Genomic DNA, 16,440 nt, shown 5'->3' on the forward strand with positions numbered 1-16,440 from the left:
CAAAAAAAGCTCCCGGTGCAGTACCGGGAGCTTTTAATTAATAAGTCTCACTATCGGGAGGTATCCCGTAATCCACGTATTGTGGCATCTTTTCATCTTTCTTTTTAGTCCCGCTAAACCAGGATTTGATGGAATTAAAAATGGCGGATAAATGTTCCGCATCCAATGTTTTTCCTACTTTATTTGATGCCAGACCAATTAAAGTTTTAGTTAAAAACCCTGAGCCTTTAAATAAAGTTGTATTCATTAAAAAGGGCAATACCATCGACATGATGCTACTGCTGATGTTCAGCTTATCATCAATTTTAAGGAAAGCTGAAGGAGTAGCGTATCGCTTAATCATTGCACCTAAAGTAAACTGGTTAAGGTATCCTTTGGTATGCTTAATCAATAAATCACCTTTAAGTTCATGTTCGGCTTTTAAAGTAGAAACCATCACATGCAGCTCATCAATATTATTGATGTTATATTTTCTGATCTTCTTCTTCATCCTTGTCAGCCAGTTTATTAAAGTAATTCCTGATGGTAAAGTTTATTATTGCCTTTTCAATATACTTTTCTTTGGTATAATACACAATCAGTGCCAGTAGCAAATAGATAAGTGCTACACAGCCAAAACCACGGGTATAACTACCCAATACATCTGATAAAAAGAGGGCCAAAGTAAATGTTCCAAATAAAAAGGCTAAAACAAAGCAAATGGCAACAACTGCATTCGTTACCAGATCCGCAAATATTTTGGACAACTTTTCTACCAGATACAGTCTGGTATATTCTACTCGCGTATCTATGTAATCTTTGGCGTCGTCAAACAAACCTTCAATACTCTTTTCTTTATTTTCCTGCATTATGATGTGGTTTTTGCAAGTTTTTAAGCGTGTTCCAGATCGTCATCAATAAACTCGTCCTCAGACTGACGGATTTTGCTTTTAACAGAGCTAACAACTTTATCCTTTAAGTTACTAAGGTTATTGATCTCATCCGCAGCTTTATCTTTAATAGAATCACCAAGATCTTTTAACGATTGACTTAATCTATCTCTGGTTTCACTTCCTTTTTCCGGAGCAAAAAGCAAACCCAGTGCGGTGCCGGCAGCTAATCCAACCAACAATCCAACTAACACTTTTGAATTATCATTCATAACATTTAAATTTTTATGGTTAACGATATATTTATTCCCCGGAACACCAGTATTACAACCCTTCGTGTTCAGAAATTGTTTTAATTCTTTCCAATCTTTCCGAAGCCATTGAGCTTGTTTCGTATATTTTAATCAGCAATATAAAATACGATAACAACAGCGGGCCAAAAACCAACCCCAGTATTCCGAATAAGGGTACTCCAATAACTACGCCAATTACGGTTATAATGGGGTGAATATTTCCAACTTTTTTTGCAATCATGAACCTCAAGACGTTATCGATGTTTATAATTACCAAAAAACCGAACATCAGCATAGCCCAACCGCCAAAATCATTGCCATTGGCAATCTGGATTAAGGCCGCAGGGACAAAAATGACAGGCGGTCCCAACACAGGGACAAAGGAGATAAAAGTAGTGATCACCCCCCAAAATACGGGATCAGAATACCCCAATACAAAAAAAGAAAGGCTTACCAAACCACCCTGTACCATTGCAATAAAGCCCTGACCCAACACATTTGCATAAGTTGTATTGCGCATTTCCTGAGCAAACCGTTGTGCATTTTGGGCTCTAAAAGGCGCATACTTTATCAATGCACTTTCAAACCGTTCTCTTTCTACCAACATAAAGTATAGTAAAAAATACATGAGCACTAATCCCAGGATAATATTAAATGCGCCCGATATAAGAGAAGGAAACAGTTCTGCGGCCCAGGTCCCAGCCTTTCTTAACCCCTCTCCAATTAATTTTTGAACATTTTCACCTACCGGCACCAAATGCTGCAGCTTAAAAAGAAGTTCCTTAAAATAAGCCGGGTCATTTTGCAGTTCCCCGATTTTCTTAATCACCATTGCACTGAGGGCGTAAAACGGGAGAATGAGTACGATAACTGAAATTACAAGCAATAGCACAGCAGAAAAACGTCTATTCCAATGCTTAACATCAACCAGGTACATAAATGCGGGTCGTAAAATGGTAAACAAAACCAGCGTACTTAAAATAGAGCCAAAAATCCCCTGCAAAGAATACGCAATTAAACAACCTAATGCTATAATAATAACAAGGTTGATATTATTCCGTTGCTTATAGTTGAAAATTGACATATAAAGTCGCTTTATTTCTCCAGGTTAATGGCCCTCATTTTATTGTAAAGTGTTTTCCTGTCTATATTCAGAATTTTAGCCGCTTTGGTTTTATTAAAATTAACTTCTCTCAATACTTTTAAAATAGCCTCATATTCGGCCTCTAATGCAGCATTTTTCAAATCCCTTGGTCGTTCCGTGCGCGACATGGTTGTTTCTATGGCATTAGCCTTTGCATAAGTAGAAATTTCTAATGGAAGTGCTTTCAGTTGAATCTCCTGAGACTCTGTTAACAAGGTAGCCCTTCTGATTACATTTTTCAATTCCCTTACGTTACCCGGCCAGTTATAGGTTAAAAAGCATTCTTCTACCTCTTGAGAAAAACCTAGAACAGTTCTGCCAAGCTCCTGGTTAGCAACTTCCAGAAATGTATTTGCAAAGATCAGAATATCTCTTCCACGCTGACTTAACGGCGGGAGATCAATAGAGAATTCGTTAAAACGATGGTATAGATCCTCTCTAAACTTACCTTTTTGAATCGCATTCCCAAGATTTTCATTCGTCGCCACAATAATCCGGACATCGAGATCAATTTCTTTTGTACTACCAATCCGTTTGATCTTACGTTCCTGAACAGTCCTTAACAAGGCAGCCTGAATTTCATAAGAAAGGTTTCCCACCTCATCCAAAAAGAGCGTGCCGCCATTGGCCATTTCAAAATGACCAATTTTAGTATATAAAGCACCTGTAAATGATCCCTTTTCATGTCCAAAAAACTCACTCCCTGCCAACTCTTTGGTTAAAGAACCGCAGTCCATCGCCACAAATGGATTGTCACGTCTTGGACTATTTAAGTGAATGGCTTTAGCAACAGATTCCTTTCCGGTACCACTCTCCCCTGTCAAAATAACACTATAGGAGGTTGGAGCAACCAGTTGGATTTGTTTTAATAAATGCTTTGAAGCATTACTTTGTCCCGCTACAAAATTATCAGTCTGGCTGTAAACCTGCTTTTGAAACCTTTGTTTTGGTGTTTCAGAAACTTCGGGTAAAGGATCTGCGTTAAGTGCAATCTGCGTCTCTATTGATTTATTAATCGTATTCAGGATCTCATCAGGGTACAATGGCTTCGTGATGTAATCATAAGCACCAAGCTTAATCAACTCTACGGCTAACTTGATATCAGAATAACCCGTTATAATGATCACCCCCGTTCTGGGATACTTTTCTTTGATTTTAATCAGCATTTCCTTGCCGTCAGTATCTTCCAGGCGGTAATCGCATAAAACTAAATCATAATACTCTTTCGACAGATATTCCATCGCTGAAACACCGCTTGTCGCTGTTGATACACTGAATGAATTGCGTGTTAAAAATTTAGATAATAGTATCCCAATATTTATTTCATCGTCAACAATTAATATTTTTCTCATAGATATTTATTGAATAATACTGAGATAAATATAGGTAGTTTTTTTGTTATGGGAAATATTTTCTACACTTTTTTGCATAGACATTTCCTCCAGCCAAATTAAAAAATGCTGCCCGGAAAAGTAAAAAACCGCCTCAAAATAGAATATGAGTACTATTTACCCTGAAAAGTTGGTTTTCTTTTTTCTAAAAATGCACGAGTACCTTCTTTAAAATCTTCGGTATTGAAGCACTTTCCAAATTCTTTTATTTCAGTTTCAAACCCATTTACCTCAAAATCTAATGCAGAGTTGACAGATTTTATTGCAGCTGCAATTGCTAAAGGGGCTCGTAATTTGACCTTATTTAAGATAGCTTCTGCCTTCGCTATCAATTCTGATTGAGGCACTACATAATTCAGCAATCCGATTTTCTCTGCATCAGCAGCAGAAATCATCTCTGCCGTTGCAATCATTTCAATAGCCTTTCCTTTGCCTACAATTTGCGTTAACCTTTGCGTACCACCGTATCCGGGAATCAAACCAAGAGAAGTCTCCGGGAGACCTAATTTTGCATGATCTGCACCTACGCGAATATGGCAAGCCATAGCCAGCTCTAATCCTCCGCCAAGCGCAAAACCATTAATGGCAGCAATAACAGGTTTAGGGCATTTTTCTATTGCATCAAAAACGACTTTTTGTCCATTTCTAGCTAAATCCTCGCCTTGTTGTCCGTTATAATCTGAAAACTCCGAAATATCGGCCCCTGCTACAAAAGCTTTTTCTCCAGCTCCGGTTAAAAGAACACCCCTCACTTCGTCCTGCTGTGTAGCAGAAGAGATCACATCAGCCAATTCTGCTAGTGTTTCTTTATTTAAGGCATTCAATTTATGTTCCCGGTTAATGGTTACATATAAAATCTGCTCTTTTAATTCGGTTAGAATATTTTGGTAAGTCATGATCTAAAAATTTCTGTTTTCAGCAACCCAGTTTTTAATATAATTAACAATCGTCTCCATTGTTGTTCCTGGAGCGAATAACTCTCCAACTCCAATTTGTTTAAGCTTATCCATATCCGCCTCAGGAATAATCCCTCCCCCGGTAAGCAAAACATCAGTCACATTTTTCTGTTTCATAATCTCCACGATTTTTGGAAACACCGTCATATGGGCTCCCGACAAAATGGAAATGCCTATGGCATCAACATCCTCCTGTAAAGCTGTATTCACCACCATTTCTGGAGTTTGGCGCAATCCAGTATAAATCACCTCCATACCAGCATCCCTTAAAGAAGTCGCGATTACTTTTGCACCTCTATCATGGCCATCTAGTCCAACCTTGGCCACTAAAACCCGGATAGGCCTTTTTAATGCATTGCTCATATTTTATGCTAATAAGTAGGCTGTAAATGTAAGTAAATTAGCTGTTTTATGTTAACTTTGACCAAAAAATTACAGCTGATATGAGTGAGGAAAGATCATTGAACTTTATTGAGGAGATCATTGAGAACGATTTAAATAACGGAAAATACAAGACGTTAATCACCCGTTTTCCACCTGAACCTAATGGATATTTACACATTGGCCATGCTAAAGCCATTTGTTTAAACTTTGGTTTAACTAAAAAATATGGTGGCTACACAAACCTTAGGTTTGATGACACCAACCCAATAACCGAAAAAACAGAATATGTTGACAGCCAGCAGGCTGACATTAAATGGCTTGGCTTTGAGTGGAAAAACGAACTATATACCTCGGATTATTTTGATACACTATATGAATACGCTGTCAAGCTGATTGAAAAAGGTTTGGCTTATGTAGACCACAGTACAGCTGAAGAAATTGCAGAACTAAAGGGTACACCAACCGAACCTGGCAAAGATAGCCCATACAGAAACCGCAGCATTGAGGAAAACCTGGATCTGTTTACCCGTATGAAGAGTGGTGAATTTGAAGATGGAGCATGTACTTTAAGGGCCAAAATAGACATGGCAAGCCCGAACATGATCATGCGTGACCCAGTAATTTATCGTATTAAACATGCAGAACATCACCGTACCGGGAATAAATGGTGCATTTACCCAATGTATGATTTTGCGCATGGACAAAGTGATAGCATCGAAACCATTACCCACTCCATCTGTACACTGGAGTATGTTTCTCATAGAGAATTGTATGACTGGTGTATAGAAAAACTGGAAATTTATCCTTCTAAACAATATGAGTTTGCTCGTTTAAACCTTTCTTATACTGTGATGAGCAAACGTAAATTGCTTCAACTGGTTAATGAGGGCGTGGTAAGTGGCTGGGATGATCCCCGGATGCCAACGATCAGCGGGTTAAGAAGACGTGGTTATACGCCCGAAAGTATCCGTGAGTTTTGTGAAAGAATTGGAGTTGCCAAAAGAGAGAACCTGATAGAACTTAGTCTTTTAGAATTCTGTGTACGCGAACACCTGAATAAGACTGCTAATCGGGTAATGGCCGTTTTAGATCCGATAAAGCTGGTGATTACTAATTATCCCGAAGGAAAAGAAGAAATATTAATCGGCGAAAACAACCCTGAAGCTGAAGATAAAGGAGGAAACAGGGAAATTCCGTTTAGCAATGAACTTTGGATTGAGCGCGAGGATTTCATGGAAGAACCTGCAAAAAAATGGTTCAGACTTGCTCCCGGCGCAATGGTACGCCTTAAACATGCCTATATTGTTAAGTGTGAGAATTTCGTAAAAGACGCTGAGGGAAAAGTAACAGAGATACAGTGCACTTATATTCCTGAATCGAAGAGCGGTGAAGACACCAGTGGTATCAACGTAAAAGGAACAATCCATTGGGTAAGCATCAAACATGCTAAAAATGCTGAGATAAGAATGTATGACCGTCTGTTCACCATAGAATCTCCTGATGGGGAAGAAGGTGATTTTAAGGACTATCTAAACCCGAATAGTATCGAGGTAATTAAACAGGCATATATAGAGCCTTATTTGACTACAGCAGATAAAGATGCACGCTATCAATTCATCAGAAAAGGTTATTACTGCCTTGACAAAGATTCAACACCAGAACATCTGGTATTTAATCGCACAGTATCTTTAAAAGATGCCTGGGCAAAAGGAAATAAATAAAAACAAAAAAGGCGCTTTAAAAAGCGCCTTTTTTGTTTACATATACTTTTTATACAGATTAAACAAGATCAACTTATCTGCCGGTGTGAGCACCTGGGTAATATCAGTTTGCACAAAATGTATTTTAAATGCCTCAATCGCTGCAGGCAAATTGCGGGTATCATAACCGATAATCCTCAGTGCCAGCTCCGCATTAAAATCCGCTGGTGGTAGATTTAAAACATCGTCATACCAAAGCCCAAAGCCCTGCTTTGCCAAAACCTTCCATGGAAAATTCTTTGGATCATTTTTCCTTCCAGGTGCAATATCAGCATGACCTATAAAATTGGCCGTGGGAATATTATACCGCTTCTTTAAAGCATCAAGAAGGGCAATCAGACTTTTAATCTGGGCATCGCTAAATGGCTGATCAATTCCATTGTTATCAAGCTCTATGCCTATAGAAGAAGAATTCAGATCATTTGTATTCCCCCATCTCCCTATACCGGCATGATTAGCCCGCAGGTAATCGTTTACCATTTGCACAACAGCACCATCCTTCCCTACAACATAATGCGAGCTGACCTCACTCTTACCTTTTACAATAAATGTATTAATTGTTTGTTGGAGAGAGTTTTGCGCTGTATGATGTATGATGACAAAATTAGGCTTACGGATACCGAAATTGATCGATCCTACCCAAGATTGCAGCGCAGGATCAAGGCCGTCAACTTTCTGTCCCGGAGGGGGCACAGTCTTAATGATTTCAGAAAAAGCTTTGGCCTTATTCTTGTAGATTTTTTCCGTTGCTGCATATTTATTCGTAGAACAAGCAACAAATAAAAATAAAGAACCGATTACGAGTCCAATTTTTGTAATTTTATAGTACTGAGCCATATTGAGGGGATAGAAGATGTGAAATTACTATTTTTTACTATTTTAGCTGCAAATAATTCGAGATATGAATCTCATGCTGCCTTGGCGGCCTCGTAACTTATTAAAAACTAACTGATATACGAACCAAACATGATTAAAATAATTATTTAATCATCAAAGGCTCCATCTGACAATTGAAAATAAATACATATAGATGAAACACATTAGCAAAGCAACTGTTTTTATTGCTGGATGCTCAATCATTATGGGAATCTCATCATGTTCTGGCCCTCAGGGAAATACCAACCAAAAAGCAATGAAACATTCTTCAGCAGAAGACAGCTTGCAGAAATATGTAAATGAACGCCTGGCCATTTACGAAAAAGTTAAGCTAACAACCAATATCAATGAGCTCTCTGTTAATGATCGGAAAATATTGCCATTAATGATACAGGCCGCTCAGATTATGGATGACCTGTTTTGGAGACAGGCTTATCCACAGCGCGATAGCCTGTTAAATACCATTAAAGACGAAAAAGCGAAGGAATTCGTTATGATTAATTATGGCCCGTGGGATAGATTAAATGGAGACAAACCATTTATTTTGGGCATTGGCCCAAAACCGGATGCAGCAACCTTTTATCCTGCCGGCATGACGAAAGAAGACCTTAAAAATTCTGATGTAAAAGATAAGTACGGCCAATACTCTGTTATAGAAAAAGACAAAACCGGCAAACTCATATCAGTGCCTTATCATGTTTTATATGCCACAGAATTACAAAAAGCAGCCAGTTTATTGAAACAAGCTGCTTTGCTTGCCGATGATACCGGTTTAAAGAAATACCTCAACTTACGTGCCGATGCCTTGGTTACGGATAACTTTACTGCCAGTGATTATGCATGGCTGGACATGAAGACAAATACCCTCGACCTGATCATTGGCCCAATTGAGAACTACGAAGACAAATTATTCAATGCCCGGGCTTCTTATGAGGCATACGTACTGGTAAAGGATAAAGTATGGAGCAAAAAACTGGCAAAATATGTAAGCATGTTGCCTGAGTTACAAAAAGGACTTCCTGTTGATGCGAAATACAAAACTGAAAAGCCGGGAACAGATTCTGAGCTAAATGCCTATGATGTGGTATATTATGCAGGTGATTGCAATGCCGGCTCTAAGACAATAGCTGTTAACCTTCCAAATGATGAAGTGATCCAACAAAAAAAGGGAACCAGACGCTCCCAGTTAAAAAATGCCATGAAAGCCAAGTTTGATAAAATTCTTGTGCCTATTGCCAAGGAACTGATAGATAAGGATCAGCTTCAATACATAAACTTTGATGCTTTCTTTGCCAATGTGATGTTTCACGAGGTGGCGCACGGACTAGGTATAAAAAATACCATAACCGGCAAAGGATTTGTCAAGGAGGCTCTGCAAGAGCAATTCTCCTGGCTTGAAGAAGGTAAGGCCGATGTTTTAGGCCTTTACATGGTAACTGGGTTGCTTAAAAAGGGTGAGCTTGAAGGAGATATTAAGCAATTTTATACGACCTACATGGCCGGCATTCTACGCTCAGTGAGGTTTGGGGCTGCAAGCGCTCATGGAAAGGCAAATATGCAATGCTTTAATTTCTTTAAAGATAATGGCGCATTTATCAGAAATGATAATGGCACCTACAAGGTGGATTTTGTTAAGTTCGAAGATGCGATGAACAAATTGAGCAGGTTAATTATTACGCTACAGGGCAATGGAGATAAGGCTGCCGTTGAAAAAACACAACGCGAAAAAGCTGTGATCAGTCCGGAGTTACAATCTGACCTTGATAGGCTAACGAAAAAGGGAATTCCTGTCGATGTTATTTTCGAACAGGGAGTAGATGTTTTAGGCGTTAAGTAGCCAAATGTTTATTAATGATTTCTTCAAGCTCTTCGATATCGAAGGGCTTGGATAAATACCCATCTGCCCCTGCCTGATTTGCCAGCGATTTTACATCATTGTTGGCGGAAAAATAGATCACCGGAATATTCTTCAATATGTCATGAGCCTTTAATGCTCTTGTAGCATCTATACCCCCTACATCAGGCAGCCAGTTATCCATAAAGATGATATCCGGAGTATAAGCCAGTACCTGATCTATAATGTTATTGGATGTGGAAGATGTTTTAATATCATAACCCGCATCCTCCAGGATAATAGTGCATAACTCTAAAATGTCAATATTATCGTCAAATACGAATACCTTCTTGTTCATAGTCCGTTTATGATGTAGAGCTTAAGATAGCAAATTTATAAATTCTGCCATATCTTCAATCATAAGTGCCTGATCAATTTCTACATTAAGTTGCGCCTGAGCAGGCATGTATGCTACCTGAGCAGAATCCGGATGTTGAATTAATGCTTTGCCGCCCCAATATTTTACACTTTTTAATCCATTTACCCCATCAGAATTTGAGCCCGAAAGCAAAAGACAGGCAAGCTTTGTTTTATAAACTTCAGCTGCAGTTTGAAATGTAACATCTATTGCTGGTCTTGAATAATTTATCTTTTCCGAGTAATCCAAAGAAAAGGTTTCGTCCTGTTCAATTAGCAAATGATAGTCTGAGGGCGCAATATAAACCGTTCCAGCCTTTATTTCTTCTTTCTCATCTACTTCCTTAACGATAAGTTCCGTGCGCGTAGAAAGCAGCGCAGGTAATAAAGAATCGACCCCATGCTTTCTATGTACTACAATGATAATTGGAAACGAGATATCAATCTTCACATCCGGGAGCACTTTAAGCAATACCTCGAGGCTACCGGCCGAGCCCCCAATGATCAATGCTTTACATTTCTTCATCATCCGACCTTTCTCCATATTTTTTCTCCTGGTAACCGCTTATACCTGTTGGAAATTCTCGAAAAATCAACTGTTTCTTTTGATCCTAATGCCAGATACCCCAGCTCATCCAGGCTACTGTCGAACAAATCGAGCACATTATGTTGCAAATCCCTATCAAAATAAATCAACACATTTCTACAGAGAATCAGCTGAAATTCATTAAACGAATGATCGGAGACAAGATTATGGGTAGAAAAAATGATCTTACACTTCAGTTCATCATTAAACTTTGCCAATGAATAACTAGCTGTATAGTAACTGGAAAACTCTTTAATACCCCCAGATAGAATGTAGTTTTCAGAATATTGCTTCATTTGACTCAAAGCAAACATACTTTGGCCCGCTCTTTCCAATACAGAAGGATTAAGGTCGGTCGCATAAATCAGTGACTTATGTAACAAATTCAATTCCTTTAAAATAATAGAAATGGAGTAAGCTTCTTCTCCTGTGGAGCAGCCGGCAACCCACACCCGGATAAAAGGGTAAGTGCCAAGCTTTGGCAATACTTCCTCCCTTAATTTCCTGAAGAAAGATGGATCTCTAAACATCTCGGTTACATTCACCGTAATCTGCTCAACAAACCTTTTAAAATAGATCTGATCATTCAAAATCCTATACCTAAACTCTGCGAAACTTAAATTTCTATCCAATGCATAAATTCTGGAGATACGTCTTTTTAAAGAGGCCTTTGAGTAACCGGTAAAATCGTAGCCATACTGTTCCAAAAGGTCAGAAAGCAATATTTCTACATGTTCATCGGTAATTACAGATAAGTCCAAGCGTTATTCTATTAAAACGTAAAGGTTCAGCAATCTAATTAATTCATTAACATCAATTGGTTTGGAAATATAGCCAACAGCACCTGCACTTAAACAACGCTCCCTATCCCCAAGCATTGCCTGCGCCGTGACTGCAATTACAGGTACCCCTCTGAGTTCGGGATTCTTTTTCATCATCGCCATTGCTTCATATCCGTCCAAACCGGGCATCATCATGTCCATTAATACCACCCCAATATCGCTATCATTCATAAGAATTTCAAGCCCTTCCTCTGCACCTGTTGCAGACAAGCACTGATAACCTTTTGCTTTTAACACCGCTGTTAAAGCAAAAATATTCCGGTTATCATCATCTATTATTAATACTTTATTATCTGCCATATATCTAAAAACATGTCAATTATGACTACACCTTGTTGTAAAGCCACACCCTTAATAATGAAATCAATTGATCAATATCCACCGGCTTTGAAATATAGTCCGATGCCCCTGCAGCTATACATTTTTCCCGGTCACCCATCATAGCTTTTGCAGTAACAGCTAAAACCGGCAATTGTTTGTATGCTTGAATCTTTCTAATTTCCCTTGTCGTCTCATATCCGTCCATCTCAGGCATCATCATGTCCATCAGCACCACATCCACTAATGGATTTTCTTTAAGCATTTGTAGCGCTTCTTTTCCGTCGGTAGCTGCAAGAACTTTCATTTTATGTTGTTCCAACGCCTTTGTTAAGGAGAATATGTTCCTGACATCATCATCAGCAATCAACACTGTTTTATTGTTCAAGACTTCATATAGCCCCCCCAGGTTTTCGGAAGGTGTTTTTTTATGCTTCCCATCAAGCTCTTTTTCCTCCACCAGATGAAGAAAAAGCCCTGCCTCATCTAAAATACGCTGATAAGAATGCGCCGTTTTCACCACTATCGAATCCGCGTATTGCTTAATGCGATTTTCTTCCCCTTTGGACAAATTTTTTCCTGTAAATATGATGATCGGCAAATTTTCCAGACCGCGACTTTTTTTAATTGTGTCTAAGGTTTCATAGGCATTCTTATCGGGAATTCCCATATCCAGGATCACGCAATCCACTTCATTCTTATTCAGTGCCCCAATACTATCAGTTACATTACTGGCTACCTCAGTCTGTATACTATAATTGCTCAGGAAATAACTTAGTGCCTCCGCATGTTGTTTATTTTCTTCAACAATTAACACCTTCTTAGGGTGCCGACTCAGCGCATCTTCTAGTTTCTGAAAAATCTGCTTCATCTGCTCCAAAGCAACCGGCTTATTGATAAAGTCTACAGCTCCCTTTAATAAACTTTCTTTCTTAACTTCAAGAGAAGACATGATATGAACAGGTATAGGCTTGGTGGCAGGATTGGCTTTCAACTCTTCCATTACCTGCCAGCCATCCTTTATCGGCAGCTGTATATCCAGCAATATGGCTAGGGGTTGATAGAGATTCGCCAATTCGATCCCCATATCGCCACGAACGGCAACAATACCCTTGTAATTTCTTTTCCGGGTAAATTTTAACAGGGTTTTAGCAAAATTAGTATCATCTTCGATAATTAGGATTACCCTGTCTCCCGGTTGAATATTATGTCTATCATCTTCTATTTCCTGAGGGATAAGATCAACTGTAAAACGTTCAGCAATCACAGGCTCAATCCGTTCCATATAAATAGGCGGAGCCACAGCAGCATCCTCGGACAAATCCTCTTCTATATGCTCTTTACGAATCAGTGGTAAAGAGAAAGTAAATTCACTGCCAACATTTTCTTTACTGGCCAACTCTATTTTTCCACCTAAAAGCTTAGCCAATTCTCTACTTATAGATAAGCCCAATCCCGTTCCACCAAATTTGCGGCGGGTAGAGCCATCTGCCTGATGAAAGGCTTCAAAAACCAATCCTTGCTTACTTGCCGGGATCCCGATTCCTGTATCTGTAACCTTAAACAGAATGTTATCGCCCTGCTCATCATTGTTAACCTTTAAAACAACCCGGCCTGCGGCCGTAAATTTAATGGCGTTAGATAGTAAATTCTTCAATATCTGCTCCAACCTCATCTTATCCGTATTGATGGTGGTCAAGGTGTCATCAATATCAATAACAAATTCCAGTTGTTTATCCTTTGCTACCGGATTAAATAGCGCACGCATATCAGTTGCCACCTCCTGAATATTGACATCTCCAAATTCAAGCTTCATTTTACCGGCTTCAATTTTAGAAAGATCAAGGATTTCATCAATCAGGCCAAGTAAGCCCTGTCCAGAACTTTGTATCACTTCTGCATATTCGATATACTCTTCATCTAAATCCTTATTCTCAGACATCAGCTTCGACAGCAATAAAATAGAATTTAAAGGTGTACGCAGCTCATGAGACATATTGGCAAGAAATTCTGATTTATATTTGGTGCTCTGCTCCAATTGTTCTGCCTTATGCTGTATATCCAAATTCCGCTCCTGAATAAGCTTATTTTTTTCCTCAAGCAAATTGGTTCGCTCTTCCAGCTCCTGGTTGCTTTGCAAAAGCTCTTCCTGCTGTACCCTTAATTCTTCTTCGGAAGTTTGGATTCTCTGCGTTTGAGCCTCCAATTCAGCATTTAAGCCTTCCAACTCTCTGTGCTGCGCCTGAAGCTCCTCAGCCTGTGCCTGTGTTTCCTCCAGAAATTCCTGTAGTTTTTTGCGATTTTGAGAGACAGTGATGGCAATCCCAATATTATGTGAAATGCTATTAAAAAAATCCAACTGTAACGGAGTATAAATCTGCAAAGAGCCAAACTCCATTGCTCCGATCACTTCACTTTCCCTAAAAATAGGTATTGCAATTACATTGCGTGGCCGTGTAGTTCCAATTGCAAAGCTAATTGTTAACTCACTATCAGGAATATCATTGATCAATAGTTGCTTACCCGATTGAACAGCCTGCCCCACAACTCCCTCCCCAAGAAGAAGATTTCTACGCTTATAATCTTCCATTAGCGAATAACTACCCACCAGGCGTAAAGACTTATCTTCTTCAACCAGGTAAAGTGCAGCCACCTGGCTATGTGTGCGCTCAACAATTTCCTCTACAATGTCGTTTGACAGTTGCTTAACACTTTTTTCTCCCACCATTTTATCGTTCAGCGCAGCGATTCCGGATTGCAGCCATTCTTTATCTGCCAATAAAGAAAAAGAGTACTGCAAGGATTCGGCCATTGCGTTTAAAGATCCTGCCAAACTACCCAAACCGTCCTTTTCTTCTTCATCAAGTCGCATCTGGTAGTCTCCATTTGAAATCCTATTGGCAATCCCCTGAATAACAGTTATCCTGTTATCTATTTCTTCATTTTTATGCTGTAACTCTTCTTGTAGTCTTACCCTCGTATTAAAATCAAGCGAAACCTTCCTGTAAAAAAATATTGTAATTAAAATGGCCAGAAAAGCAGCAAACAAAATCAATGAAGGTGTAATATTTGCCAGTTTATTTAAACTAGCCGTCCGCAAATTCAGAACCCTACGCTCCTCCTCCTCCATCATCTTTATCAGATCCCTTGCTCCATCCATGTAAGCTTTCCCACTGATCAGCTCAGCAACACTTACAAAACCACCACGACTTTTTATATCAACGGTATGTTCTAATATCTCCAGCCTTCCCTGGATCATCGCATTTAACTTTTTTACATTCCTTTGCTGTAAGGGATTGCCTTCAGTTTCTACAGCAATTTTATCTAACAATCCTAAAGCAACTTCCTTCGCGCCTTGATAAGGTTCTAAAAAATCTTTTCTCCCTGTCAATAAATAGCCCCGTTGTCCTGATTCAGCATCTTTTAAGGTGGACATAATATCCTCCAGCTTAAACATAACACTATTACTTTCGGAAACCATCTCAGCACTTTTAATCAGGCCTCTTATACTGAGAAAAGAAGCTAAAGAAGTTATAAAAAGGATCAACAATGACAATCCCAGACCAATCCGCAGATTATTTTTGATGGTTTTCTTACTCATACGACTTATTATTATGTTACTCCGTTTCAGGAATGGCCATTAAAGGCAAGGTAAAATAAAATTCCGACCCTTCACCTAATTTACTTTTTACGCCAACTTCACCACCATGTCTGTTGATAATTTCTGCAGAAATATATAGCCCTATTCCTAATCCTTGAAAATGAATAGCTGTTTCTTCAACCCTATAAAATTTCTCAAATACGTTTTTTTGTAGCTCCGGGGCAATGCCTATTCCAAAATCCCGAACACCAACATATAATTGATCGGCTGTTGTTTCGACTTTCACCTCTATTTTGTTTGTTCCCGGCGAGTATTTAATTGCATTGGTTAAAAAATTAACGATCACCTGCTCAATCCGCATCTCATCAGCATAAATTTCTTTAGGAACATTCCCTTTTCTGCTGATTTTAAACTCAGGATTAGCCTGATGGATAACCTCTATAACAGAATCAAGTAGCGCATCAAATTCAAAATACTTTTTATTGAATTTTAATTTGCCACTCTCTATTTTAGAAATATCCAAAAGATCTGCAATTAACTCATTCAGCTTTTCCAACTGAACCTGAGCTTTAGCCAGATGCTTTTTTACAGTAGGAATATCACCTTTATCTACACTGCGAGCTAACAGCTGTACATACCCTTTTACACTTGTTAGGGGGGTTTTTAGCTCATGGCTTGCTATACTAATGAATTCGTCTTTTTTTCGCTCTGCTCTTTTCCTGAACTCGATCTCATCCAACAAAGCCTTTTGGATTTCGATTAACTTACGGCTTTGTTCATAAATACGATAAAATGTTTTCACCTTTAACAGCAAAATATCCATATCTACCGGCTTCGTGATATAATCCAGCCCACCTGAAGAATATCCCTTGGCAATAAACTTAAGTTCTGTATTTGCTGCGGACAAAAAGATGATTGCCGTTTCTTTAGCTCTACTATAACCAGAAATGGCTTCTGCTACTTCAAATCCATCCATTCCTGGCATCTGAACGTCCAGTATTATCAATACATACTCGTTTTTAAGTACTTTTTTTAAGGCCTCTTCACCGGATGATGCAGTATCAACCTCAAAATTATGTCTCTCCAGAACTCTTTTTAAAGAAATCAAATTCTCGGAGGTATCATCTACAATTAATATCATTATTAAAAATAAATAAGGCTTTTAAATG

At 38.8% G+C, this 16,440-nt stretch carries 16 protein-coding genes; 2 read left to right on the top strand and 14 right to left on the bottom strand.

Annotation, left to right across the window (positions count from 1 at the left end):
• Nucleotides 1-37: 37 nt before the first annotated feature.
• The 7 genes from P0Y49_21010 to P0Y49_21040 form a co-directional block, all read right to left on the bottom strand.
• Complete coding sequence (locus P0Y49_21010; GenBank protein WEK19259.1) at nt 38-490, bottom strand: hypothetical protein; 453 nt, start codon at nt 488-490, stop codon at nt 38-40.
• Nucleotides 465-848, bottom strand: coding sequence for a phage holin family protein (locus P0Y49_21015; GenBank protein ID WEK19260.1), 384 nt, complete (start codon nt 846-848; stop codon nt 465-467). Before P0Y49_21015 ends, P0Y49_21010 begins: the two co-directional genes overlap by 26 nt.
• Nucleotides 849-871: 23 nt before the next feature.
• Nucleotides 872-1,141, bottom strand: a complete 270-nt coding sequence (locus P0Y49_21020) for a YtxH domain-containing protein (GenBank protein WEK19261.1) — start codon at nt 1,139-1,141, stop codon at nt 872-874.
• A 52-nt stretch (nt 1,142-1,193) separates the two neighbouring features.
• Entirely contained in the window at nt 1,194-2,246 is a 1,053-nt protein-coding gene (locus P0Y49_21025; GenBank protein ID WEK19262.1) for an AI-2E family transporter, read from the bottom strand.
• Nucleotides 2,247-2,257: 11 nt separating this feature from the next.
• On the bottom strand, nt 2,258-3,658 hold the full coding sequence (locus P0Y49_21030; protein WEK19263.1) for a sigma-54 dependent transcriptional regulator: 1,401 nt from the start codon (nt 3,656-3,658) through the stop codon (nt 2,258-2,260).
• Nucleotides 3,659-3,810: 152 nt separating this feature from the next.
• Complete coding sequence (locus P0Y49_21035; protein ID WEK19264.1) at nt 3,811-4,593, bottom strand: enoyl-CoA hydratase-related protein; 783 nt, start codon at nt 4,591-4,593, stop codon at nt 3,811-3,813.
• 3 nt (nt 4,594-4,596) lie between these two features.
• Nucleotides 4,597-5,016 carry a cobalamin B12-binding domain-containing protein gene (locus P0Y49_21040; protein ID WEK19265.1) on the bottom strand — a complete coding sequence of 140 codons (420 nt, stop codon included), beginning with the start codon at nt 5,014-5,016 and terminating at the stop codon, nt 4,597-4,599.
• A gap of 80 nt (nt 5,017-5,096) precedes the next feature.
• Here P0Y49_21040 and P0Y49_21045 point away from each other — a divergent pair, with 80 nt between their 5' ends.
• Nucleotides 5,097-6,758, top strand: coding sequence for a glutamine--tRNA ligase/YqeY domain fusion protein (locus P0Y49_21045; GenBank protein WEK19266.1), 1,662 nt, complete (start codon nt 5,097-5,099; stop codon nt 6,756-6,758).
• 36 nt (nt 6,759-6,794) lie between these two features.
• Here the strand turns inward: P0Y49_21045 and P0Y49_21050 are convergent, their stop codons facing one another.
• Entirely contained in the window at nt 6,795-7,634 is an 840-nt protein-coding gene (locus P0Y49_21050; GenBank protein WEK19267.1) for an N-acetylmuramoyl-L-alanine amidase, read from the bottom strand.
• A gap of 193 nt (nt 7,635-7,827) precedes the next feature.
• Between P0Y49_21050 and P0Y49_21055 the strand changes: the two genes are divergently transcribed.
• The gene (locus P0Y49_21055; protein ID WEK19268.1) at nt 7,828-9,510 is read left to right on the top strand and encodes a Zn-dependent hydrolase; all 1,683 of its coding nucleotides are present in this window, start codon (nt 7,828-7,830) and stop codon (nt 9,508-9,510) included.
• Here the strand turns inward: P0Y49_21055 and P0Y49_21060 are convergent.
• Genes P0Y49_21060 through P0Y49_21085 form a run of 6 tightly spaced genes read right to left on the bottom strand, consistent with a single transcriptional unit; the run spans nt 9,503 to nt 16,412 of the window.
• Nucleotides 9,503-9,865, bottom strand: a complete 363-nt coding sequence (locus tag P0Y49_21060) for a response regulator (GenBank protein ID WEK19269.1) — start codon at nt 9,863-9,865, stop codon at nt 9,503-9,505. The genes P0Y49_21055 and P0Y49_21060 overlap by 8 nt on opposite strands.
• Nucleotides 9,866-9,886: 21 nt before the next feature.
• A complete protein-coding gene (locus tag P0Y49_21065; protein WEK21819.1) occupies nt 9,887-10,450 on the bottom strand; it encodes a chemotaxis protein CheB in 564 nt (187 codons plus the stop codon).
• The gene (locus tag P0Y49_21070) at nt 10,450-11,271 is read right to left on the bottom strand and encodes a protein-glutamate O-methyltransferase CheR (protein ID WEK19270.1); all 822 of its coding nucleotides are present in this window, start codon (nt 11,269-11,271) and stop codon (nt 10,450-10,452) included. Before P0Y49_21070 ends, P0Y49_21065 begins: the two co-directional genes overlap by 1 nt.
• A gap of 3 nt (nt 11,272-11,274) precedes the next feature.
• Complete coding sequence (locus P0Y49_21075; protein WEK19271.1) at nt 11,275-11,652, bottom strand: response regulator; 378 nt, start codon at nt 11,650-11,652, stop codon at nt 11,275-11,277.
• A gap of 25 nt (nt 11,653-11,677) precedes the next feature.
• Complete coding sequence (locus tag P0Y49_21080) at nt 11,678-15,271, bottom strand: response regulator (GenBank protein WEK19272.1); 3,594 nt, start codon at nt 15,269-15,271, stop codon at nt 11,678-11,680.
• Between the two features lie 16 nt (nt 15,272-15,287).
• Nucleotides 15,288-16,412 (bottom strand): hybrid sensor histidine kinase/response regulator, encoded by a 1,125-nt coding sequence (locus P0Y49_21085; GenBank protein WEK19273.1) that lies wholly within the window; start codon nt 16,410-16,412, stop codon nt 15,288-15,290.
• Nucleotides 16,413-16,440 lie beyond the last annotated feature (28 nt).

This window comes from Candidatus Pedobacter colombiensis (assembly GCA_029202485.1).
GTDB lineage: Bacteria > Bacteroidota > Bacteroidia > Sphingobacteriales > Sphingobacteriaceae > Pedobacter > Pedobacter colombiensis.